The 17,590-nt window shown below is 30.6% G+C and carries 20 protein-coding genes; 10 read left to right on the top strand and 10 right to left on the bottom strand.

The features are described from left to right. Positions 1 to 825 carry a prepilin peptidase gene (locus HA143_RS03650; protein ID WP_209083273.1) on the bottom strand — a complete coding sequence of 275 codons (825 nt, stop codon included), beginning with the start codon at positions 823 to 825 and terminating at the stop codon, positions 1 to 3. An 84-nt stretch (positions 826 to 909) separates the two neighbouring features. Here HA143_RS03650 and HA143_RS03645 point away from each other — a divergent pair, with 84 nt between their 5' ends. The 6 genes from HA143_RS03645 (at position 910) to HA143_RS03620 (ending at position 7,168) form a co-directional block, all read left to right on the top strand. Further along, on the top strand, positions 910 to 1,422 hold the full coding sequence (locus tag HA143_RS03645; RefSeq protein ID WP_209083272.1) for a prepilin-type N-terminal cleavage/methylation domain-containing protein: 513 nt from the start codon (positions 910 to 912) through the stop codon (positions 1,420 to 1,422). An 82-nt stretch (positions 1,423 to 1,504) separates the two neighbouring features. Further along, positions 1,505 to 2,014, top strand: a complete 510-nt coding sequence (locus HA143_RS03640) for a hypothetical protein (RefSeq protein ID WP_209083271.1) — start codon at positions 1,505 to 1,507, stop codon at positions 2,012 to 2,014. Positions 2,015 to 2,098: 84 nt separating this feature from the next. Continuing rightward, positions 2,099 to 3,292, top strand: a complete 1,194-nt coding sequence (locus HA143_RS03635) for a type IV pilin protein (RefSeq protein WP_209083270.1) — start codon at positions 2,099 to 2,101, stop codon at positions 3,290 to 3,292. Positions 3,293 to 3,298: 6 nt separating this feature from the next. Continuing rightward, on the top strand, positions 3,299 to 4,948 hold the full coding sequence (locus HA143_RS03630; RefSeq protein WP_209083269.1) for a GspE/PulE family protein: 1,650 nt from the start codon (positions 3,299 to 3,301) through the stop codon (positions 4,946 to 4,948). 10 nt (positions 4,949 to 4,958) lie between these two features. Further along, a complete protein-coding gene (locus HA143_RS03625) occupies positions 4,959 to 6,002 on the top strand; it encodes a type IV pilus twitching motility protein PilT (RefSeq protein WP_209083268.1) in 1,044 nt (347 codons plus the stop codon). Positions 6,003 to 6,004: 2 nt separating this feature from the next. Continuing rightward, positions 6,005 to 7,168 (top strand): type II secretion system F family protein, encoded by a 1,164-nt coding sequence (locus HA143_RS03620; RefSeq protein WP_209083267.1) that lies wholly within the window; start codon positions 6,005 to 6,007, stop codon positions 7,166 to 7,168. Here HA143_RS03620 and HA143_RS03615 read toward each other — a convergent pair. From HA143_RS03615 to HA143_RS03580, 8 genes are read right to left on the bottom strand one after another with little or no spacing between them, the layout of a single operon-like run. Next, complete coding sequence (locus HA143_RS03615) at positions 7,165 to 8,868, bottom strand: hypothetical protein (protein WP_209083266.1); 1,704 nt, start codon at positions 8,866 to 8,868, stop codon at positions 7,165 to 7,167. The genes HA143_RS03620 and HA143_RS03615 overlap by 4 nt on opposite strands. Beyond that, entirely contained in the window at positions 8,865 to 9,389 is a 525-nt protein-coding gene (locus HA143_RS03610; RefSeq protein WP_209083265.1) for a hypothetical protein, read from the bottom strand. The genes HA143_RS03615 and HA143_RS03610 overlap by 4 nt, the downstream gene beginning before the upstream one ends. A 10-nt stretch (positions 9,390 to 9,399) precedes the next feature. Next, positions 9,400 to 9,606: a hypothetical protein gene (locus tag HA143_RS03605; protein ID WP_209083264.1), complete on the bottom strand. Its 207-nt coding sequence runs from the start codon at positions 9,604 to 9,606 to the stop codon at positions 9,400 to 9,402. Between the two features lie 8 nt (positions 9,607 to 9,614). Then, positions 9,615 to 10,052, bottom strand: a complete 438-nt coding sequence (locus HA143_RS03600; RefSeq protein ID WP_209083263.1) for a hypothetical protein — start codon at positions 10,050 to 10,052, stop codon at positions 9,615 to 9,617. 36 nt (positions 10,053 to 10,088) lie between these two features. Next, the gene (locus HA143_RS03595; protein WP_209083262.1) at positions 10,089 to 10,742 is read right to left on the bottom strand and encodes a hypothetical protein; all 654 of its coding nucleotides are present in this window, start codon (positions 10,740 to 10,742) and stop codon (positions 10,089 to 10,091) included. Next, positions 10,739 to 11,419, bottom strand: coding sequence for a PilN domain-containing protein (locus HA143_RS03590; RefSeq protein WP_209083261.1), 681 nt, complete (start codon positions 11,417 to 11,419; stop codon positions 10,739 to 10,741). Before HA143_RS03590 ends, HA143_RS03595 begins: the two co-directional genes overlap by 4 nt. Positions 11,420 to 11,453: 34 nt before the next feature. Further along, positions 11,454 to 13,379, bottom strand: coding sequence for a hypothetical protein (locus tag HA143_RS03585; protein WP_209083260.1), 1,926 nt, complete (start codon positions 13,377 to 13,379; stop codon positions 11,454 to 11,456). A gap of 3 nt (positions 13,380 to 13,382) precedes the next feature. Further along, the gene (locus HA143_RS03580) at positions 13,383 to 13,760 is read right to left on the bottom strand and encodes a hypothetical protein (RefSeq protein ID WP_209083259.1); all 378 of its coding nucleotides are present in this window, start codon (positions 13,758 to 13,760) and stop codon (positions 13,383 to 13,385) included. A gap of 322 nt (positions 13,761 to 14,082) precedes the next feature. On the opposite strand from HA143_RS03580, the gene HA143_RS03575 reads away from it, so the two are divergent. Beyond that, positions 14,083 to 15,297, top strand: a complete 1,215-nt coding sequence (locus HA143_RS03575; RefSeq protein WP_245210849.1) for a porin — start codon at positions 14,083 to 14,085, stop codon at positions 15,295 to 15,297. Between the two features lie 145 nt (positions 15,298 to 15,442). Then, positions 15,443 to 15,598: a hypothetical protein gene (locus HA143_RS03570; RefSeq protein WP_209083258.1), complete on the top strand. Its 156-nt coding sequence runs from the start codon at positions 15,443 to 15,445 to the stop codon at positions 15,596 to 15,598. A 71-nt stretch (positions 15,599 to 15,669) separates the two neighbouring features. Here HA143_RS03570 and HA143_RS03565 read toward each other — a convergent pair whose 3' ends face one another. After that, positions 15,670 to 15,927 (bottom strand): hypothetical protein, encoded by a 258-nt coding sequence (locus HA143_RS03565; protein ID WP_209083257.1) that lies wholly within the window; start codon positions 15,925 to 15,927, stop codon positions 15,670 to 15,672. A 154-nt stretch (positions 15,928 to 16,081) separates the two neighbouring features. Between HA143_RS03565 and HA143_RS03560 the strand changes: the two genes are divergently transcribed. Together HA143_RS03560 and HA143_RS03555 are read left to right on the top strand one after the other, a co-directional pair. Further along, positions 16,082 to 16,354: a DUF3303 domain-containing protein gene (locus HA143_RS03560; protein WP_209083256.1), complete on the top strand. Its 273-nt coding sequence runs from the start codon at positions 16,082 to 16,084 to the stop codon at positions 16,352 to 16,354. 912 nt (positions 16,355 to 17,266) lie between these two features. Then, the gene (locus tag HA143_RS03555; RefSeq protein ID WP_209083255.1) at positions 17,267 to 17,431 is read left to right on the top strand and encodes a hypothetical protein; all 165 of its coding nucleotides are present in this window, start codon (positions 17,267 to 17,269) and stop codon (positions 17,429 to 17,431) included. Positions 17,432 to 17,590: the final 159 nt, after the last annotated feature.

Below are 17,590 nucleotides of genomic sequence, written 5' to 3'. Positions count from 1 at the left end.
TTACAACTGAAGACTATAAATTAAATTCACCAAAGAATAATTACCAAATAACCAAACCAAAAGTCCACCACAAGATAGAAATGGTGCGAATGGAATAATCGATCCTTTCTTGATTTTTTTAGCTTTGAAGGCGAACAGTAGAAATATAGCTGCTATTACATAAGCTATTCCAATACCTAATACCACTCCAACCGGTCCAAGCCAAAGTCCCAACATTGAGACCAATTTCGAGTCTCCTTTGCCTAATGCTTCTTTTTTAAAATAAAGTTTTGAAGCAAATCGTAAAAATTCAAAAATAATATAGGCTCCTATTGAGCCGGAGATACCTTTTAATAGAATACTTTCATTAAATAATTCATTTTTAAAAAATTCTACAAATAATAAATTTATTAACCCAGTAACATAACCAAAGTTTATAAGACTTTGGGGAATCCAAAAATGTTCGATATCAATAAAAGAAATAACAATTAAAATAGAGAGAAAAGTCCAATTAAACAAATTCTCAAAAGGAACAAATAAAGTAAAAGAATAAAAATATGATGATGAAAAACTAAAAATTATAAAAAGCACTCCCGTTATAATTTCTATCAAAGGATATTGAAAACTTATTTTTGAATTACAAAATGAACATTTGCCTTTTTGAAAAAGGAAACTTAGCAAAGGTATATTTGAAGACCATGGTATTTTATTTTTACATTTAGGGCAAAAACTCCTTGGTTTTATAATTGAAAGACCAACTGGCAGTCTATAAATAACTACATTCAGAAAACTCCCAATACATATGCCTATTAGAAAACTTTGAAAAATGTTTATTGTCAAAAGCATTTATATTTAAGGGATTGTTGTAATTTTTTTAGATAGTGTATATAATTTTAAAACAAAACTTGAGTCTACTAAATTAATTTTCTCATGACAATTCTAGAAAACTTTTTAAAGAGTAAAAAAGTACAAAAAACATTATCAGCTAAGCCAGGTGAAGAAGGTTTCTCTCTAGTTGAACTTGTTGTTGTTATCGCTGTTTTAGCTATTTTGTCTGCTGTTGCAGTTCCTGCTTTTGTTGGAGTTCAGGCCAACGCTAGAGCTTCTGCCGCCAAAAATGGTTTAGCAAATATCTTAAAAGAATGCATTGTTAGAGATGCTGACAATAAGAGTACAACATTTGCGGATGCACAATCAGGTAAAGGTAATTACTCTGGATATACATTATCTAAGTGGACCAAAGGAACACTAGCATTGACAGACAGTTGTTACGCCGCTCAGGCCGAAGCTGATAAAACTAAAACAGAGGCAGATTTCTTTATTGAAATGAATACTGCTACCGGTGAGGTTTTTAAAACATGCACGTACTCCACAGATGTAACTGATGCTCCTGGTTGCACAAAAACCAAAAATTCTGCGGGTAAATTTGAATATTCTTGGTAATAAATAGTATTACCTATACTTAATATTTTAATTTTTTCTATAAACTTATCGATCTCAAGCAATTTGCTTGAGATTTTTTTAAATGTATAAAAAACTTAAATTAAAACCATTTTTTTTAATTATTGCTTCCTTATTTATAGCAAGTTGTAGTAACAATAGTAAAAAAGAAAACTTTGATTTCTCAAATTTCAAACCTCCCATTAGAAAGTCAGAAATAGTTGAGCGTAAATCCCAAGAACCTGCAAAAATTAAAGTAGAAAATAAACTTTTACCCTTTAAGAAGAAAAATGAGATTTCTTCTTCTATGAAATATGGTAAAAATGATCCCTTTAGTTTTGAAAGCGGAGGCAATAATAATTTATTATCAAATTTAACCTTAAAGGGATTTATCTCAAATTCAGAAGAGACATTTGCACTTATTAATTATTTAGGAGAAGAAGGAACAATTACTATAAATTCAATTGGAGGAGTCAATACTAAATATTTACCAAATGGTGCAAAAGTAAGGAATTTAAATTTATTAGATTCTGAGATTACTATTTTATTTGAAGATGAGGAATTCATTATTTCTTTAAAAAATCAATTAAAATAAATTAAGGCTAATCTAAAAATTTCAATCATTTGCCTCAAATTAAACTTATATATATAATTAAATAATAAATATTGGTATACAAAATTGATCCAATATAAACTTAAAAAAGTATATAGCTATAACAGCGGTTTTACATTAGTTGAATTAGTAGTAGTTATTGGGGCTCTGGCTTCACTCGCAACATTTGCAATACCAGGGGTATTAAATACTATCAAATTATCTAAGGCAGAAGAGGCAAAAGCTCTTATGAATGCATATGCATCTGATTGCCTGGGTAAATATAGAATTTCAACAGATCCAGTGAAGTTCGTAAATGAATCAGTCCCAGACGATATAGATAGTGACAAGTTAGAAACTCTAGGTTACAAAATTGATGGGAATAAGAGTAAATGTAGCCATTTAGCTATTAAACCTTTAAAAGATAATGACAAATTTTTATATGCATTTGACTTCAGAATTTCTAGTGAAGGAAAAGTTTTAAAAACAGCAACTCCATCGGACAATCCTCGTTCACTAAATTCTTGTAAAGGATGGGCTGGCAAAAATTGCGGTTTATCTGAAGAACAAAAAGCGGAGTTCGCAAGACTGGCTGCAATAGCCAAAGCGAAATCAACATGTCTCTCTAAGTACCAAGATTGGCTTTCCAAGTCCAGTAGTGGAGAATATGTAAGCTGGGATAAGAAAAAAGAAACTTGTACAAGCAAAGTTTGGGCTTTCGAAGGCACGCCTGTTAGTAGTGCTGCTGCAGTGGAGGCTGCTTTAAAAGCAAAATATGGTCAGGCTTGTGCTGAATGGAGAGCAAATAAAAGAAATAATAAAAACTATATAAGTCCCAATGGCAATTCAGAAACAAAAAATCCTGAATGTGGAGGAGTACCTTATTGGTTCCATTCTGGAAATGAATTTACAAGTAAAGCGGATTGGACCGAATATGACACCAAAGTCAAAAAACAAGCATGCGAAAGCGACCGGCAAAATGCCTTATCTAATAAAAAGAAAGGTAAGTATGTTTATGGTCCCACACCAGGACCATCTCCATGTGGACAAGCTGTTTGGCTCTGCAATGGTGAGGAACTTACAACTTTAGAAGCATACAAAACGACCACATGTGGAGCAGTTCCTCCTCCTCCTCCTATTCTTCCCATACCAGATCCTCCCAAAGAGGTCCCCGGATTGAGACCAGGAGACCCTCCAGTTAAATGTCCAGGTGTTAAACCAAGATTATGTAGGAGTCCAAAGTACAAAAGATTACTGCCTGAATGTAAGTGTTGGAGATAATTCAAATTGGACAACAAGGTTACAGCTAATAGTGTAAGGAAATTAGTAGATAAATATTTTTCTCTCCAGTGGTGTAGAGATAATCTTGTTGTGCCTTTGTATGTAGAAACATCTCTACCTATGGAAAAAGGAATAATTAAAATTGCTATCGCTAATTATTCTTATCTTGGAACCATTGCAGAACCAATAAAAGCGAGATTAAGTCAGTCGGGTCAAAAATGCGAATTTGTTGAAAGATCACAAGAAGAGATACAGGAAATTTTAGACCTTGCTTCGGAAGAAAGATTTATTAGCGGAGATAGTATAGAGCTATCTCAATTTGATGAAGATGCAGTATTAGAGGCTATAAAAGCCACTTCAGATATTGATGAAGACAAGTTTGACTTCGAATTTGATGATGATGGAGAGGGTCCCGTTGAAGAAGAAGATCTTGATTTAGCAACTGAGATGTTAGAGAGTAAAATTCAAAATGCGGCGGGAGCAATACTTATAAACTCAAAAAAAGACAATGTTTCAGATATACATATTGAGCCAAAAGAAGATAAATATAAAATTAGGGTTAGAAAAGATGGTGTAATGCAGAATTTCATGACTATGCCTAGAAAAGCTGGGGCGCAACTTGTAGCTTGTTTAAAAAATATGGCGAATATGGATATTGCGGAAAAAAGAGCAAGTCAAGATGGGAAAATCTTAAGAAAATTTGAAGGCAATCGAATGGAATTTCGTTGTTCTACAGTACGAATAAAAGATGGTGAAAAAATGGTTTTAAGAATATTAAATAGTGATGCCTCAGTATTAAATTTAGACACATTAATACATATTGAAAAAGTCAGAACTGATTTTAGAAAAATAATGAATACCACAAATGGGATCATAATAGTATCCGGGCCCACTGGGTCTGGGAAGTCAACCACACTAGCTGCTGCGCTTAGAGAAAAAGATAACGGAGAGGTTAACATCGTTACAGCTGAAGATCCCGTTGAATATAATCTCGGAGGCGATATAAGCCAAGTCCAAGTAAATAAAGCTAAAGGTGAAAATTTTGCTAAATTATTAAGAACCTTTTTAAGACAAGATCCGGATATTATTCTAATTGGAGAGACTCGAGATCCAGAAACAGCAGAATCATCTCTTGATGCTGCTGAGACTGGGCATCTAGTATTTACCACCTTACATGCGAACTCATCATGTACATCTTTAACAAGGCTTCTAGATATGGAGGTTCCAAAATATAAATTAAATTCGAGTGTTAGAGGAGTTTTAGCCCAAAGGTTATTACGAAAAGTCTGTACAGGATGTTCTGTAAAAAGACCAATACATGAAAATGAAGCAAGAGAATACAACATAAATGTAAATACACCAGTTATGTATGCAAACAAATTAACTGCTGAAGAAAAAGCATCAAGAAAAAAAGAAGGAACTCTTTGTTCTAAATGTAATGGAACGGGTTATAAAGGAAGAATAGGTACTTATGAACTTTTAATTCTCGATCGAAAAATACAAAAAGCCTTAACTGATGGAAAAACTACAAGAGAAGTTGAAAATTTAGCTGTCAATGAAAATTCAATGTTAACTTTAACTCAATATGGGATAGAGTTAGTTAAGGAACATTTAACGACCATTTCGGAAGTTAAAAGAGTTTGTACCTCAGATTAAAAATTAATTTATGTCTATTGCAAGAGAAATAGTTAGTTTTGCTATTAAAGCTGGTTCCTCAGATATTCATTTAGAGGAAAATTCCCCCATAGCAGTTCGAGTTAATTCTGATATTAAAATAAGTCCTCAAGAGCTAAAATCTGAAGATATGAACAGCTTACTTTTGGAATTATTGGGTGAAGATAAATTAAAAGAATTTAATCAATCTGGAGATCTGGATACATCTATTGGTCTTGAGGGTTTATCTAGATTAAGAATTAATGCTTATGTTGCCAATGAAAAAAGATGTTTAACTCTAAGACTTCTACCAAATGATCTTCCAAAGTGGCAAGATTTAGGCCTCCCAGATTCTTTCATTAATTTATCTAAGCTTCATAGAGGATTAGTCTTATGCACAGGACCAACGGGTTCTGGGAAGTCAACAACCTTAGCAGCATTTATTAATTGCATGCTTGAAACTCAATGCAGACATGTCTTAACTATTGAAGATCCTATTGAATTTATTTTCAATCATTCTGAAAATTCCATTATTCATCAAAGGGAGGTTAAAAGAGATACAAATTCTTTTTCTACTGCTTTGAGAGCAGCCTTAAGAGAAGATCCAGATGTTATTTATATTGGAGAAATGAGAGATCTGGAGACAATTCAACTTGCTATAACTGCTGCTGAAACTGGACATTTAGTTCTAGGAACTCTCCATACTTCATCCGCAGCTAAAACTGTTGAAAGAATTGTTGATGTATTCCCTGCTGACCAGCAAGAACAAGCAAGACTTCAAGTATCCACATCATTAGCAGGAATAATGTCTCAAACATTATGTAAAAATACAAAAGGCAAAAGATCATTAGCATATGAACTAATGGTAAATACCCCAGCCATTGGAAATTTAATAAGAGAAAAAAAAGTAAGTCAGATATATTCACAACTTCAAACAGGAAGCCAAGAAGGGATGAATACCTTAGAGCAATGCCTTAATAAATTATATGAAGATGGATTAATAACTAAGGAAGAAGCCTTAGGGAAAGCCTCCAATAAAAAGGCTATAAATGACTAATTATGGCTGAATACGGCGCTCCAACGGCTGATAGTCAATCATCAAAAAGAACTCCCCCAGTTACCGTCTTTGGAATAACTTTAGGAGAGTCGTCTTATTTGGACTACGAGCCAAATACAAAATTAAAGGTCCCTCAAGCAGATCTTTTAGTATTTTTCAGACAAATGTCAGTAATGCTTACAAGTGGTGTCCCTTTAGCTCAAGGGCTTGAATTGTTAGCTGAGAACATGACAAACAAAAAATTTGGGGCTTGTATCTTTGACATATCTAAGAAATTGGCAGGTGGGGAGGAATTATCTTCATGTCTTAATTCATACTCCAGAATATTTACTCCCATAACCGTAGGTTTAATAGAAGCAGGTGAAGCAGGAGGTATATTATCTGAAGTACTAGAAAGATTAGCTTTACTACTAGAAGCTAGAAGCAAGATCAAAGGTCAAATAACAGGCGCCTTAATTTATCCTGTTGCAGTATTAGTGTTAGCAGTAACTATTAGTCTTGCTCTTTTGATTTTTATAGTTCCAACTTTTGATGAAATGTTTAAAAGCATGGGTGCAGAATTACCAGCACTTACTGGTTTTATGCTTACACTTTCTAAGATTGTTACATCTTTAGGTTTTGCAATAGGTGGTCCTATTTCTATATTTACAATTTTATATCTTTATAATACAACTTATAAAACCCAATCAGGCCGAGAGTTCTTTGATGGACTATTTTTAAAGATTCCTCTTTTTGGAGATTTATTATTAAAATCAGAGCTTGTTTCCATATCTGACACTTTAAGTACACTTATCAACTCAGGTGTTCCTCTTGTAGAAGGGATACAAAGATGTATAAATGCCTCTAATAATGAAATAATTAAAATAGCACTAAGAAAATCAATTACATTAGTTACTCAAGGACAAGAACTTAGTTACTCATTAATTTCATCAAAGGTTATTCCAAGACTATTAGTCTCAATGATTAAAATTGGAGAAGAAACGGGTGCCTTATCATTTATGCTCGAAAATCTTTCAAAATTTTATAAAAGAGAAGTTGAAGAAGCAGTAACAGTTTTAACTAAGGCAATGGAGCCAACAGTCATATTTGTTGTGGCTGCAATAGTCGGTACAATTGTAATCGCTCTTTATTTACCAATGTTTGATCTTATAAATCAAATGGGTTAATCAATATCAAGAAAAGTTGTATCCATCTTAAACCCATCTTTATTATTTTTCTCATCCTCAATTAATGAAGAATTTTTAAGTTTCCCCTTACCTTCTACTTTCTTTTCTTCTACTTTCTTTTCTACTTTCTTTTTATCTGATCCTATTTTTAAATCGGGTAACGGTGGGAGTTCATTAGATTTTCCCTTACCTTCTACTTTCTTTTCTTCTACTTTCTTTTTATCTGATCCTATTTTTAAATCGGGTAACGGTGGGAGTTCATTAGATTTTCCCTTACCTTCTACTTTCTTTTCTTCTACTTTCTTTTTATCTGATCCTATTTTTAAATCGGGTAACGGTGGGAGTTCATTAGATTTTCCCTTACCTTCTACTTTCTTTTCTTCTACTTTCTTTTTATCTGATCCTATTTTTAAATCGGGTAACGGTGGGAGTTCATTAGATTTTTCCTTCCCTTCTACTTTCTTTTTTGGAGTTTTATTCTTTTGTTCTGAATTCTCAGAGCCACCATTTAATAAATTTTCTTTTGAATCAACTTTTACATATTTATCAATAACAAATTTATCTTCATCATTTAAATTTTCAATATAGTCGTCTCTTAATAAACTTATCCCTAAACCAATAATTCTTGACATGGAAAATTGATCAATCTTCTCAGGATCGTAGTCGAATTCTCTCAATCTTGGATTCCCAATTGGTGAAATCAAAGAGACATTCATATTCAACGATTCTCCTAAAACCTTTACAAGATTTGTGTGTTGACTATTCCTTCCTGACAAAAAGACTTTACCTTCCATGTCTAGATTATTTACATTCAAGAAATTTGTGAAAGTATCTTTTATTTCTCTTGTTAATACTTTTACATCTAGTTTTGAAATTGGATAGTAGTTATTTTTTTGTTTCTTATTATTATTGTTACTCTCCTTATTAAGTAATAGCCTCTCTTCAATTGATGGATAATTACGAATAGATCCAAATCTTTTTATTAAAATTGGCCCGGAAATATCGAAAATAATGAACTGACTAAATTCATCCAATAGTTCCAAAGAAATAAGTAGTTGATTATTATTTAATTTTTTTATTTGCGTTTCTAATAAATTTGCCAAACATATATGACTCATTTGGAGAGAGCACAATTCTAGATTTGCATTTTTTAAAGTATTTATAACTAAATTTACATTTTTTTTAGGAATTGAAGTTAGAAAATATTTATTAAAAACTTTATTTTTTAATTTTGTTTTTGGCAAAGAAGTTAAATGAATATCATAGTCAGAGTTATTTATAGAGATTGGAATCTGAATGCCAGAACTAGGATCTTCTAAAAATTCTTTTGAATTATCTTGATCAATATTTTCAGGTATTTCTATCAATCTGGTATAACAAGTATCAGAGGGTAATAAAATTGCTACCCTTTGCCCAGGTAATTTATTTTCCTGTAGAACTCCTAAAATCATATTTCCAAACGCTACTGGATCTTTAGGTATGAATTTTTCTAATGCCTCAGTTGGCAATTTTTGTCTATAAACCTTTTTTATCAATAACTCTTTATTTTGACATTTAGCTATGGCTATATTAAAAAATTCGTTTCCAAGTTCTATTAAAATAATTTTACTACTTATCTTTCTTGTTAAGTTAAGAAAGAAAGTTTTTAAATCCTCAAAGGTATAGTCATTAATTTTCTTTTTTGTAGTGGATAAAGTCATAATGTACAAAAAGGCTTAGGTCTACAAAAAATTCTTCTTATGGGAGTTGCATTATATGATATCCCATTATTAGGTTTTGCATAAATTATGTAAATACCAGGCTTGCCAATAGAATTATTTAAATCTAAATAAGAACTTTCAGAAAGTTGCGAGGGTTTTATACAAATTTTGTACGTATTTGGTATTGCATCATTACTAATGCCTGGGATATCCCATTCTAATTTAGGAAGAGATGTACATTTTAAATTTAAAATATAATTTCTATCGATACCTGGTTCAGATAAAAAACTCACAATCGAATCAAAAGCTTCATTAATTTGAATCTGATCATTGAGAATATCACTTAAATCCACTTCAGAAGAATCAGAGATATCACTCGATGAAGGATTAAGAGGTTGAAAAAATCTTGCAGTAAACTGTGTCACTACTGCAAAAACAGCTGTAAAAGCTGAAAGCATTAAAACAGATAAAATTAATTCCGGTAATGTCATCCCTTCATTTTTTAATCTTTTTTTATTCATGATAAAGACGCTATTCAAAATTTAGAATCTCAATATCTTGATTCACTAAATCGAAATCCCCTGATGTGAATCCTGCATTTAAAAGAATTTCTTTTTCCTGTTCAGTTATTGGATTTTTTCCAACTTTGTTAAGGGCGTTATTACTTATATTTAATGCCACTAGCATTGAGACAGTTGCTGCTGACATTATTACTGCACCAACAAGAGAAGAAATCATTTATTTATTTATTTATTTATTTCGAAACTACAAAAAGGTTCAATTTCTAGATAACAGGAAAACATCTTATATTTGTAAGCTTCATTCGAAGAATTAGTGATAATAACTCTATGTTTATTTGATTTATTTATCAACGAACAATTTCTTGAGAAAATTGTATGTGTAGAGGGAGATTGGGTACCTGTAGATACAAAGACTTCACCATCCTCATATTTTGGAGATGAGATACTATTTTTTACATAAGTACAAATATCATTATCTGGCACAGTTTGACTATATAAAATTTTCATTATTTGTCTATCATATCCTGCTAATGGGGAATTACTATAGTTATCTAATTTTAAAACACTCAAAGGAATTAAAGTATTAATATTATTTCCAATTTGCATCATTGCAGCAATTCCTGAAATCATGGCAATCCCTAATCCAGCATAAAGATAAGTCATTTTAAAATTTTAATAAGTTTCTATGAAATAAATGATTCAAATTTTTCCATAGACATTCATTTTTAGAGATATATCGAGTAATTCAGCAGGAACTTCTTTCTTTTTTTCATCATTATTTTCCTCAGCAAAGGCAATTTTAATATCTTTAAATAAAATTACATTTTCTTGAAACTCTAAATTTCTTATAAATGATAATAGGTCCTTGAAATTTGACTTAAAATTAACTTCTATATTATATTTTTTTACTCCCTCAACAAGCAAGGAATCTGGATTTAAATTTAATTCATTTTGCAAATCACTATTTTGTGATTGAACATACATTATTGAAGATTTAGGAGTAATCGAAGAAATATTGATATTATGTTTTGCTGCTAAATTACCTAATCTAGAAAGAAAAGTTTCCAGATTAGAAGTGCCTGAAATTAAATTTATTATCTGATATTTTTCTTTATTTAACTTTTGAAGCTTTTCATTGATTATTTTATATTCAGCCTTTAAATTTGGAAGCTCATTTTTCTTTCTTAAAAATTCTTTATATTCTTTATTTATTTTATTTGATTTTATATATCTAGGGATAACAAATGCACTTACTATTATTAAAGAAATAAAAGATGATATTATTACTGGCAATAATACAGCTGATTTTTCTGGCGTAATAAATCTTTTGTTTTTAAAATTAGATTCAGTCATTTTATATTTTCTATATTTATTAAAAGTTCAATTCTGTTAGAAAGTCCAAAAGAACCTAATTTTTTTAAATACTTTTGATTAATATCTTTATATTCATTAGTAATTTTAGTATTTATAGTTGCAACATAAGTACCACTATTTGTTTCATCAGATTTAATATCTGCTAAATCAATTTGATTAAAATTAATAAATTCTGAACTATTAAGACTTATCAAAAATCCATTTATATAACTTAAATATTCCTGACCACTTTGTATACTTTTCAAAGTCAAATTATTACCTTGAGTACTTAAAACAGATAAATAAATTTTTTTAGGTATTAGTAAAGAAATTTCTTTTAGAAGAGCTGAACTTGAACTAATATTAACGATTGAATTTTTAAGATTAGTATTAAACCTTGCAACATTTTTAAGTTCTTTAGATTCTGTATTTAATTTAATTTGCAAAGAATCATATTCATCGGAATAGTTTTTAATTTGCAATTTCTTATTTTCTAATATCTGGGACCTTAAGATAAATGCGAATCCAGAAATTAAAGCTATTGAAATAATATTAATCCCAATATAAATTCCTTTTTTAATAAACTTTCTATTATCTATAAAATAAGGCTCTAATAAATATTGTTCCTTCCTCCTTTCTCGAAGTAAGTCGTTTTGTTTAAAGTTTAATTTGTTCATTATAAATTAAATTTATTTACATAAAAAGAAGAAATTAGTCATTTAATATTCTAGGAGTAACAAGAATTATTAATTCGCTTTTTCTTTTTACAGTTGAATTTTTTCTGAATAATCTTCCGAGTATAGGGATATCACCAAGCAAGGGGGTTTTAGTTGTTGTTACATTATCTTCATCTTTAAGAACTCCAGTAAGAATTAATGTATTTCCATTCTTAACTCTTATAGAACCAGTATCTAACTTTCTAACACTTAAAGTACTTGCGGTTCCGCAACTTCCTACAGTTTCAGTCTTTGTGACAGCTGAAATGGCAGGACTCAAAGAAAAAGTTACGTACCCATTATCGTCAATTTTATCAACCTTCGCACCAAATGTTATTCCTGCAGTCCCAGGAGTAGCAGCACAGGTTGTTACACCATCTTCGGTAGAGACATCATAAGATACTGTAACGGTTTCTCCCACCTTAACAAAACCTTCATTTGCGAATGGTCTGCCTATTGCTGCAGAATCCAACCCTCCGGTAGCTGATGCAACACCCGAAACCATCGCATCAGCATTCTCACCCAGTATCAATGTTGGTGAAGCCATAATTTTTGCATTTTCATTTTTTATTTTCATTTCTATCCAATTAGCAAAATTATTATTTCCTAAAGCAGTACCGCTTACTGAAGCATCAACTGCTCCGCCAGATGGAACTCTAGCAAATTGATTTCCAGTTAATATTGCCAATCCACCATTATTAATAAGATAAGTCGAACCACTGGTTAAATCAAAAACATTATTTGTTGTGTCATTTTTGGTTAATGAAACATCAATTATTTTTATAGATAATGCTACTTGCCTATGCCTTACATCTAAAGATTTTATATATTTTTCGGCAGTGAGAATTAAATCATTAGTTCCAATTAAAGTTATAGTTTGCAACCTTAAATCGACTGTACTTAGAAGTCCTTGCAAAGGTCCTCCCTGAGTACCATATGAATTAATAAAAGTTTCATTCCATTCAGCCTTGGTTACGAAAGAATCTCCAAGTTCTTCACCATCAACTGAGGATCCTTTTAAAAGAACTTTTGAAATCCTCGCGCCTAATGTTGCTAAATAATCACCTACAGATGCTGCATTTGCTTGATTTAATCGATAAGTTTTTGATACTTTTGGAATCAAGCTTTTGTTAAAAATGTTTTCACCAACAAAGATTATATTTTTTTCAATTTTTGCTTGCAAGCCAGACGCCATAAGAATGCTATTAAAAACATCTGAAATATCAACATTATTAAAGTTTACTGTAATCAAAGGAAGTATCCTATCTTCACTTTCATTTTTTTCTTCTTCTTTAGGGTTTTCAATTATAACCATTCCATAACCTGAAATCTTTGAAATTAATTTCAATGTTTCTAGGGCATCTGCTTTAACAAGATTCAATGAGAGTTTTTCTGGATTTAATTTCACATAGCCCCTTGTTGGGATTTCAAATTCACCAACTGATATATCCCCTACAGTTGGTGTAGGTAAATAATTTTCTTTTAATGCTTTGTTATCAATAGTTGTTTCATTAAGATCTATTATTATTTTTTTTCTTTGAATTGAGTCTTTTTTTGAATTGGATAAATCTAGAGCTTTATTATCTAAATTGTCATTTTTTAAAAAATCATCCTCTTTTTTAATTTTTTTTAATTCTTCATTATCCTCATAATTTGTATTGATTTTAACTTCTTCAACGCTTACATTTTCTACTAAATCATCAATAGAAGGTATAAGTTCTTTTGCTTCATTAATTGCTTCATTTATTAATTTGGAATCAGTATTTAGATCTTCATTTGATTCAATTATTTTTTTATTTATTTCACTCTTATCTGCATATTTAGTATTTGCGATAGCATTAAGCAATAAGGGATTTAATATAAATAGAAAAACAAAAATTAATTTTTTGATTTTTAATTGCTTTTTATAAATTAAATTCATGACTTAAATCTTTTTTTTATAGAAAACTTCTTTGTCTTTGCTGATTTTTTTAATATTTGTATGACCTTCGAGCATATACTCATATAAATCTCTTATTTTTTTGGAGTCAAAAGATATGGATAAATCTTGGAAATTTCTTTTATTTTCTGTTTCTAAATAATTCATCCCAAAAAAATTATCAAATTGATGGGAATAAGAATCATAATCTTCAAATGATATGGTGTTTTCAAAGTAGAGATTATCGAAATCAATTGATGTTATCTTTTCAACTCCAGAAAATTGCATAAGATCAGAACTTTTTACTAATCCTGCATTTAAAATTAAAGGACTGAATAACAAAAGTAAATATTTTAAATTTCTTGAAAATTTAACTAATTCCATTTCTTTATATAAATTTTTAATCATCTAAGGATTCTTTATAATTTGTAAATTCAAGAAAATAGATATCTAGGCTTTATCCCATTTTACAACATCAACAATTAATAATCTATCACTAATAAAGATTATTACTCCAAATTGAACATTTTAAAAAGAAAAAATTTACGATCTTAGTAGTTTGCTATTAAAAAATATCTTTATATTTTATTTACAATTCAAAACTTAAAAACGAGAGATAAGGAGACAGTTAAAAAATTTACACATATAAGTGCATTAATTTATTGACTTTCTTAGCAAAACATTAAATAATAAAGAATCTTTCAAAATGTGTGAGGACATTTTAATGAAACTTTTCCACAAATTATTAGTGGCCCCTGCAACATTAGGTCTATTAGCACCTTTTTCTGCTGTTGCTAATGAAATCAATTTAAACCAAGTTACTCAATACGGTATTGACCAAGAAGAATTATTTGAACAAGATTTTGATTCAAATACTTTCTCTAGAGAACTTGCCCAGACAGACTCTGTATTAACTAACGACTCAATATCTGGCTCAAATTTTGAAGCTGGTAGCTTCTCTGAGACAACAATTGCTTCTTTCTCTGCAGATTTTCTTATTGGAGCAACAGAAGGAGATGCAAATACTCAGGGTGATCCAGAAGCGGTTGTAGCAAACTATTCATTTGAAATCGGTCTCAATACTACCTTTACAGGAGATGATGATCTTTTTGTAAACATTGGATCTGGAAACACAATTGCTGTTAGCCCATTAACAACAGCTCTTGACTTCGGTAATGCAAACGCTGATGCATTAAGAGTTAAGGATGTTCACTATACAAGACCTTTTGGAGATAAATTGACTGTTGCTGTCGGCGATAGTTTGGATATTAGTGATCAATTCACTGGAGCTTGTGTTTACTCTGGTTTCACAGACGTAATTTCTGACTGTGGTACAGGTAATTCTGCTGGTGCAGGTGGTGATGTAACTATCTCTACTTCTTACGACATTGGTAATGGATTCACTTTAGGTGCTGGAATGTCAGGTCAAGAAGGAAGTACAACTGACGGTATTTTCACCAAAGAATCAAATGATATATTTGGCTTTCAGCTAGCATATGCAGCAGATAGTTATGGAGCAGCACTTTCATACGCAAGCGCTGATACACCAAATGTAGATACAATTTATTGGGGTGTTAATGGTTATTACTCATTTGATAATGCTTTCTTAGATTCAGTAAGTGTTGGTTATGAAGTAGGAAATCCATCCGCTGGTAATGATGCAAAAGCTTACTTTGTTGGCTTAACTACAGCAGAAGTTGGTCCAGGAGCTATTTCACTTGGATTAGGAACTAATAACGACATCGGATCTACCCCTTTGATTGTTGATGATGCTGAGACTACTATGCTATATGAAGTTTCATATTCTTGGAATCTTAATGATGCAACAACAGCAACAGTAGGTGGATTTCTTCAGGAGAGAGACAATGCTAATGGTGAAGACTTAACTGGTATTGCATTAAAAACTAGTTTTGCTTTTTAATTAAGTAAACAATTAAAAAACATCCCATTTTGGGATGTTTTTTTTTGTCTTTTAATAAGCTATTTTTTAAAAAGTAGCTTAAAGGGGAACGTATTAAGTTCTCCCTTAAAAACTATATAAGATTACTATCAGATATAATTAAATAATGAAAAATCCTAAACCTATTTTTAAATCTCCCTATGATTTAAAGGATGTAAGTATTCTTTTCTTAATTGTTGCATTTGTTCTCGTATTTACTGCAATTATTGGAAATAATTTATTTGGAATTTTCCAAGAAAATATTAACTTTGGAAAAATTTAGGGTGAAAATACTTTTTGAAAAAAATAATTTTCTTAGTTTCTCAAAAAATGTATATTATCTTCTTTCGATTTTTAGAAGAAATTTTGAAGTGTTAATTTCTTACAATATTCTCCTACAAACTTAACCTTTATTCCAGTTATAGATGCTGCTTCTTGTTCAAATAATTTAGAAGATTCTTTATCATTCATAAAAGCTTTCATTTTCGCACAAGCTCTCAAATCAGAATCATATCTTCCCGACTCTTTTAAACTGCTGGAAATTGAAAATAAAAAATAACCAATAATCGTCAAAAGGATGATAATCAAGTTCTTTTCGAGAAATTTACCCATAATCTTCTAATCTTATGTGATTGTTCATAAGGACCGACTAAGCCAAAATAACACTTTAATAATTGATAGTCGATCTAAATAAAAACATTTTCGATAAATCATATAATCAGGTCTTTTTTTGCTATTAATTTAGTAGTTATAATGATTAAAAATTATGCTTTATGTTCAACATTGGTCCTTCAAAACTGGGTATCATCAAAAAGGTGCAGAAAAATTTCTTGCAGGAGGCGGAATTTATCCTGGAGTCGAAATGATTGGTAGGTATCATGCTCCTGGTTCTTTAGAAGGTTGGATCGTTTTAAAAACTGATAATCCAAAAGCCATATACGAACATGCAGCTCAATGGGGGGAATTTCTAAATTGGAAAACAACTCCTGTTTTTACTGATGAAGAAGCAGGTCCTCTAGTAGCAAAGGTTTACTCATAGATAAAATTAAAGTTCAACTATAATAGTCAGATATATCTTTTTTTCATAATTTCCTCCAAATTAATATTAAATTGCTAAATAACTAGAAATGTTTTTCTCCGGGAGAGGGTAACTTCTTAAATGTTTATTTGAGAGACTCTCTAAAACCAAAAGCATATCTAATGAATCTAAGTTCCAATTTTTTTTCGCCTTAAGAGTAGTTTTAATATGGGATCTCTTATTTTTCATTTAATTTCCCTCAACTCAGAAGTCTGTTCTAAAAGTGTTTCTATTAAAAAAAGGCACTTTTTCTACTTGTTCTGGTCTATAGTCGCATATACCAAACTGCATACACTCCAGTTTTACATCACTTCAATTCTTTTCTTACGATATAACATCAATAAAAGGTGTAAAGTCATTCTGCATCATATGTTTATAAGGATTTCTGCAAGATATAATTAACCTCCTTTTTTGAAATTATTAATCCAATGCTACTTAGTTATGCAGTATGGATTACTTTGTGATTTAACGCAAAAAATGTTTTTGCGTAGATGAGCTCTCATACCTTGTTGATAAAAATTTCGTGTCATAAACAGACCAAAATAAATTAGCGAAAAAGTACATATAAGAAGCTCTACTCCTAGGCTGGTCATTGAAATAGCCTCCTTTTGGGTAGTAATTATTTTGTATCTTTCATCTACAAAAATCAAGAGTGGTAATACCTAAAAAAAACTATTTGCCCTCTTCGAGTCGTATGCACCTTGCTGTCCACAAAGTCTATGAAGTGCTTTTGAATATTGAATTAATTCTACTCAAGTTGAATAGGAAAAGATAGTTATGACAACCACAAAGCACTTCTACTCGGGTAGAAATACCCTATAAATTTTGAATGAAAAGTAGGATAATTTAAGAGTAGAGATTAAAGGAGGTTTTATGAAACTCACTACTCCATTAACTGCACTCAAACAGGCAACTGCAGACATGTGGGAAATGCATGATTTCAATTATCAATTCCCCAAAAAAGAAGTAAAGAAATATTGGGATAATGAATGCATGGTGCATCCTACTAAAAGTCATTGCAAAATTTATTGTGATTAATATTCGATCTTTTTTAAGTATTCTTACCCTTGATTTTTAGATATCATCCGTACTAAATGTCAGTTAGTTAAAAGGAGGAAAAGTAGATGAACAATTTAAGTTTAGAAATTCTTTTTTGGACAATCTTAATCTTATATCTTGGATTAAGGTTTAATCAAA

The sequence above is a fragment of the Prochlorococcus marinus CUG1415 genome (genome assembly GCF_017696015.1).
Lineage (GTDB): Bacteria > Cyanobacteriota > Cyanobacteriia > PCC-6307 > Cyanobiaceae > Prochlorococcus_A > Prochlorococcus_A marinus_AE.
The sequence above is the reverse complement of the archived record's forward strand: the minus strand, read 5'-3'. Positions and strand labels throughout refer to the sequence as shown.

What these genes read in the sequence shown, in the direction of transcription:
- HA143_RS03650 (WP_209083273.1), bottom strand. Translation starts at nt 825, where the DNA reads ATGCTTTTGACAATAAACATTTTTCAAAGTTTTCTAATAGGCATATGT.
- HA143_RS03645 (WP_209083272.1), top strand. Translation starts at nt 910, where the DNA reads ATGACAATTCTAGAAAACTTTTTAAAGAGTAAAAAAGTACAAAAAACA.
- HA143_RS03640 (WP_209083271.1), top strand. Translation starts at nt 1,505, where the DNA reads ATGTATAAAAAACTTAAATTAAAACCATTTTTTTTAATTATTGCTTCC.
- HA143_RS03625 (WP_209083268.1), top strand. Translation starts at nt 4,959, where the DNA reads ATGTCTATTGCAAGAGAAATAGTTAGTTTTGCTATTAAAGCTGGTTCC.
- HA143_RS03620 (WP_209083267.1), top strand. Translation starts at nt 6,005, where the DNA reads ATGGCTGAATACGGCGCTCCAACGGCTGATAGTCAATCATCAAAAAGA.
- HA143_RS03615 (WP_209083266.1), bottom strand. Translation starts at nt 8,868, where the DNA reads ATGACTTTATCCACTACAAAAAAGAAAATTAATGACTATACCTTTGAG.
- HA143_RS03610 (WP_209083265.1), bottom strand. Translation starts at nt 9,389, where the DNA reads ATGAATAAAAAAAGATTAAAAAATGAAGGGATGACATTACCGGAATTA.
- HA143_RS03605 (WP_209083264.1), bottom strand. Translation starts at nt 9,606, where the DNA reads ATGATTTCTTCTCTTGTTGGTGCAGTAATAATGTCAGCAGCAACTGTC.
- HA143_RS03600 (WP_209083263.1), bottom strand. Translation starts at nt 10,052, where the DNA reads ATGACTTATCTTTATGCTGGATTAGGGATTGCCATGATTTCAGGAATT.
- HA143_RS03595 (WP_209083262.1), bottom strand. Translation starts at nt 10,742, where the DNA reads ATGACTGAATCTAATTTTAAAAACAAAAGATTTATTACGCCAGAAAAA.
- HA143_RS03590 (WP_209083261.1), bottom strand. Translation starts at nt 11,419, where the DNA reads ATGAACAAATTAAACTTTAAACAAAACGACTTACTTCGAGAAAGGAGG.
- HA143_RS03585 (WP_209083260.1), bottom strand. Translation starts at nt 13,379, where the DNA reads ATGAATTTAATTTATAAAAAGCAATTAAAAATCAAAAAATTAATTTTT.
- HA143_RS03580 (WP_209083259.1), bottom strand. Translation starts at nt 13,760, where the DNA reads ATGGAATTAGTTAAATTTTCAAGAAATTTAAAATATTTACTTTTGTTA.
- HA143_RS03575 (WP_245210849.1), top strand. Translation starts at nt 14,083, where the DNA reads ATGTGTGAGGACATTTTAATGAAACTTTTCCACAAATTATTAGTGGCC.
- HA143_RS03570 (WP_209083258.1), top strand. Translation starts at nt 15,443, where the DNA reads ATGAAAAATCCTAAACCTATTTTTAAATCTCCCTATGATTTAAAGGAT.
- HA143_RS03565 (WP_209083257.1), bottom strand. Translation starts at nt 15,927, where the DNA reads ATGGGTAAATTTCTCGAAAAGAACTTGATTATCATCCTTTTGACGATT.
- HA143_RS03560 (WP_209083256.1), top strand. Translation starts at nt 16,082, where the DNA reads ATGCTTTATGTTCAACATTGGTCCTTCAAAACTGGGTATCATCAAAAA.
- HA143_RS03555 (WP_209083255.1), top strand. Translation starts at nt 17,267, where the DNA reads ATGAAACTCACTACTCCATTAACTGCACTCAAACAGGCAACTGCAGAC.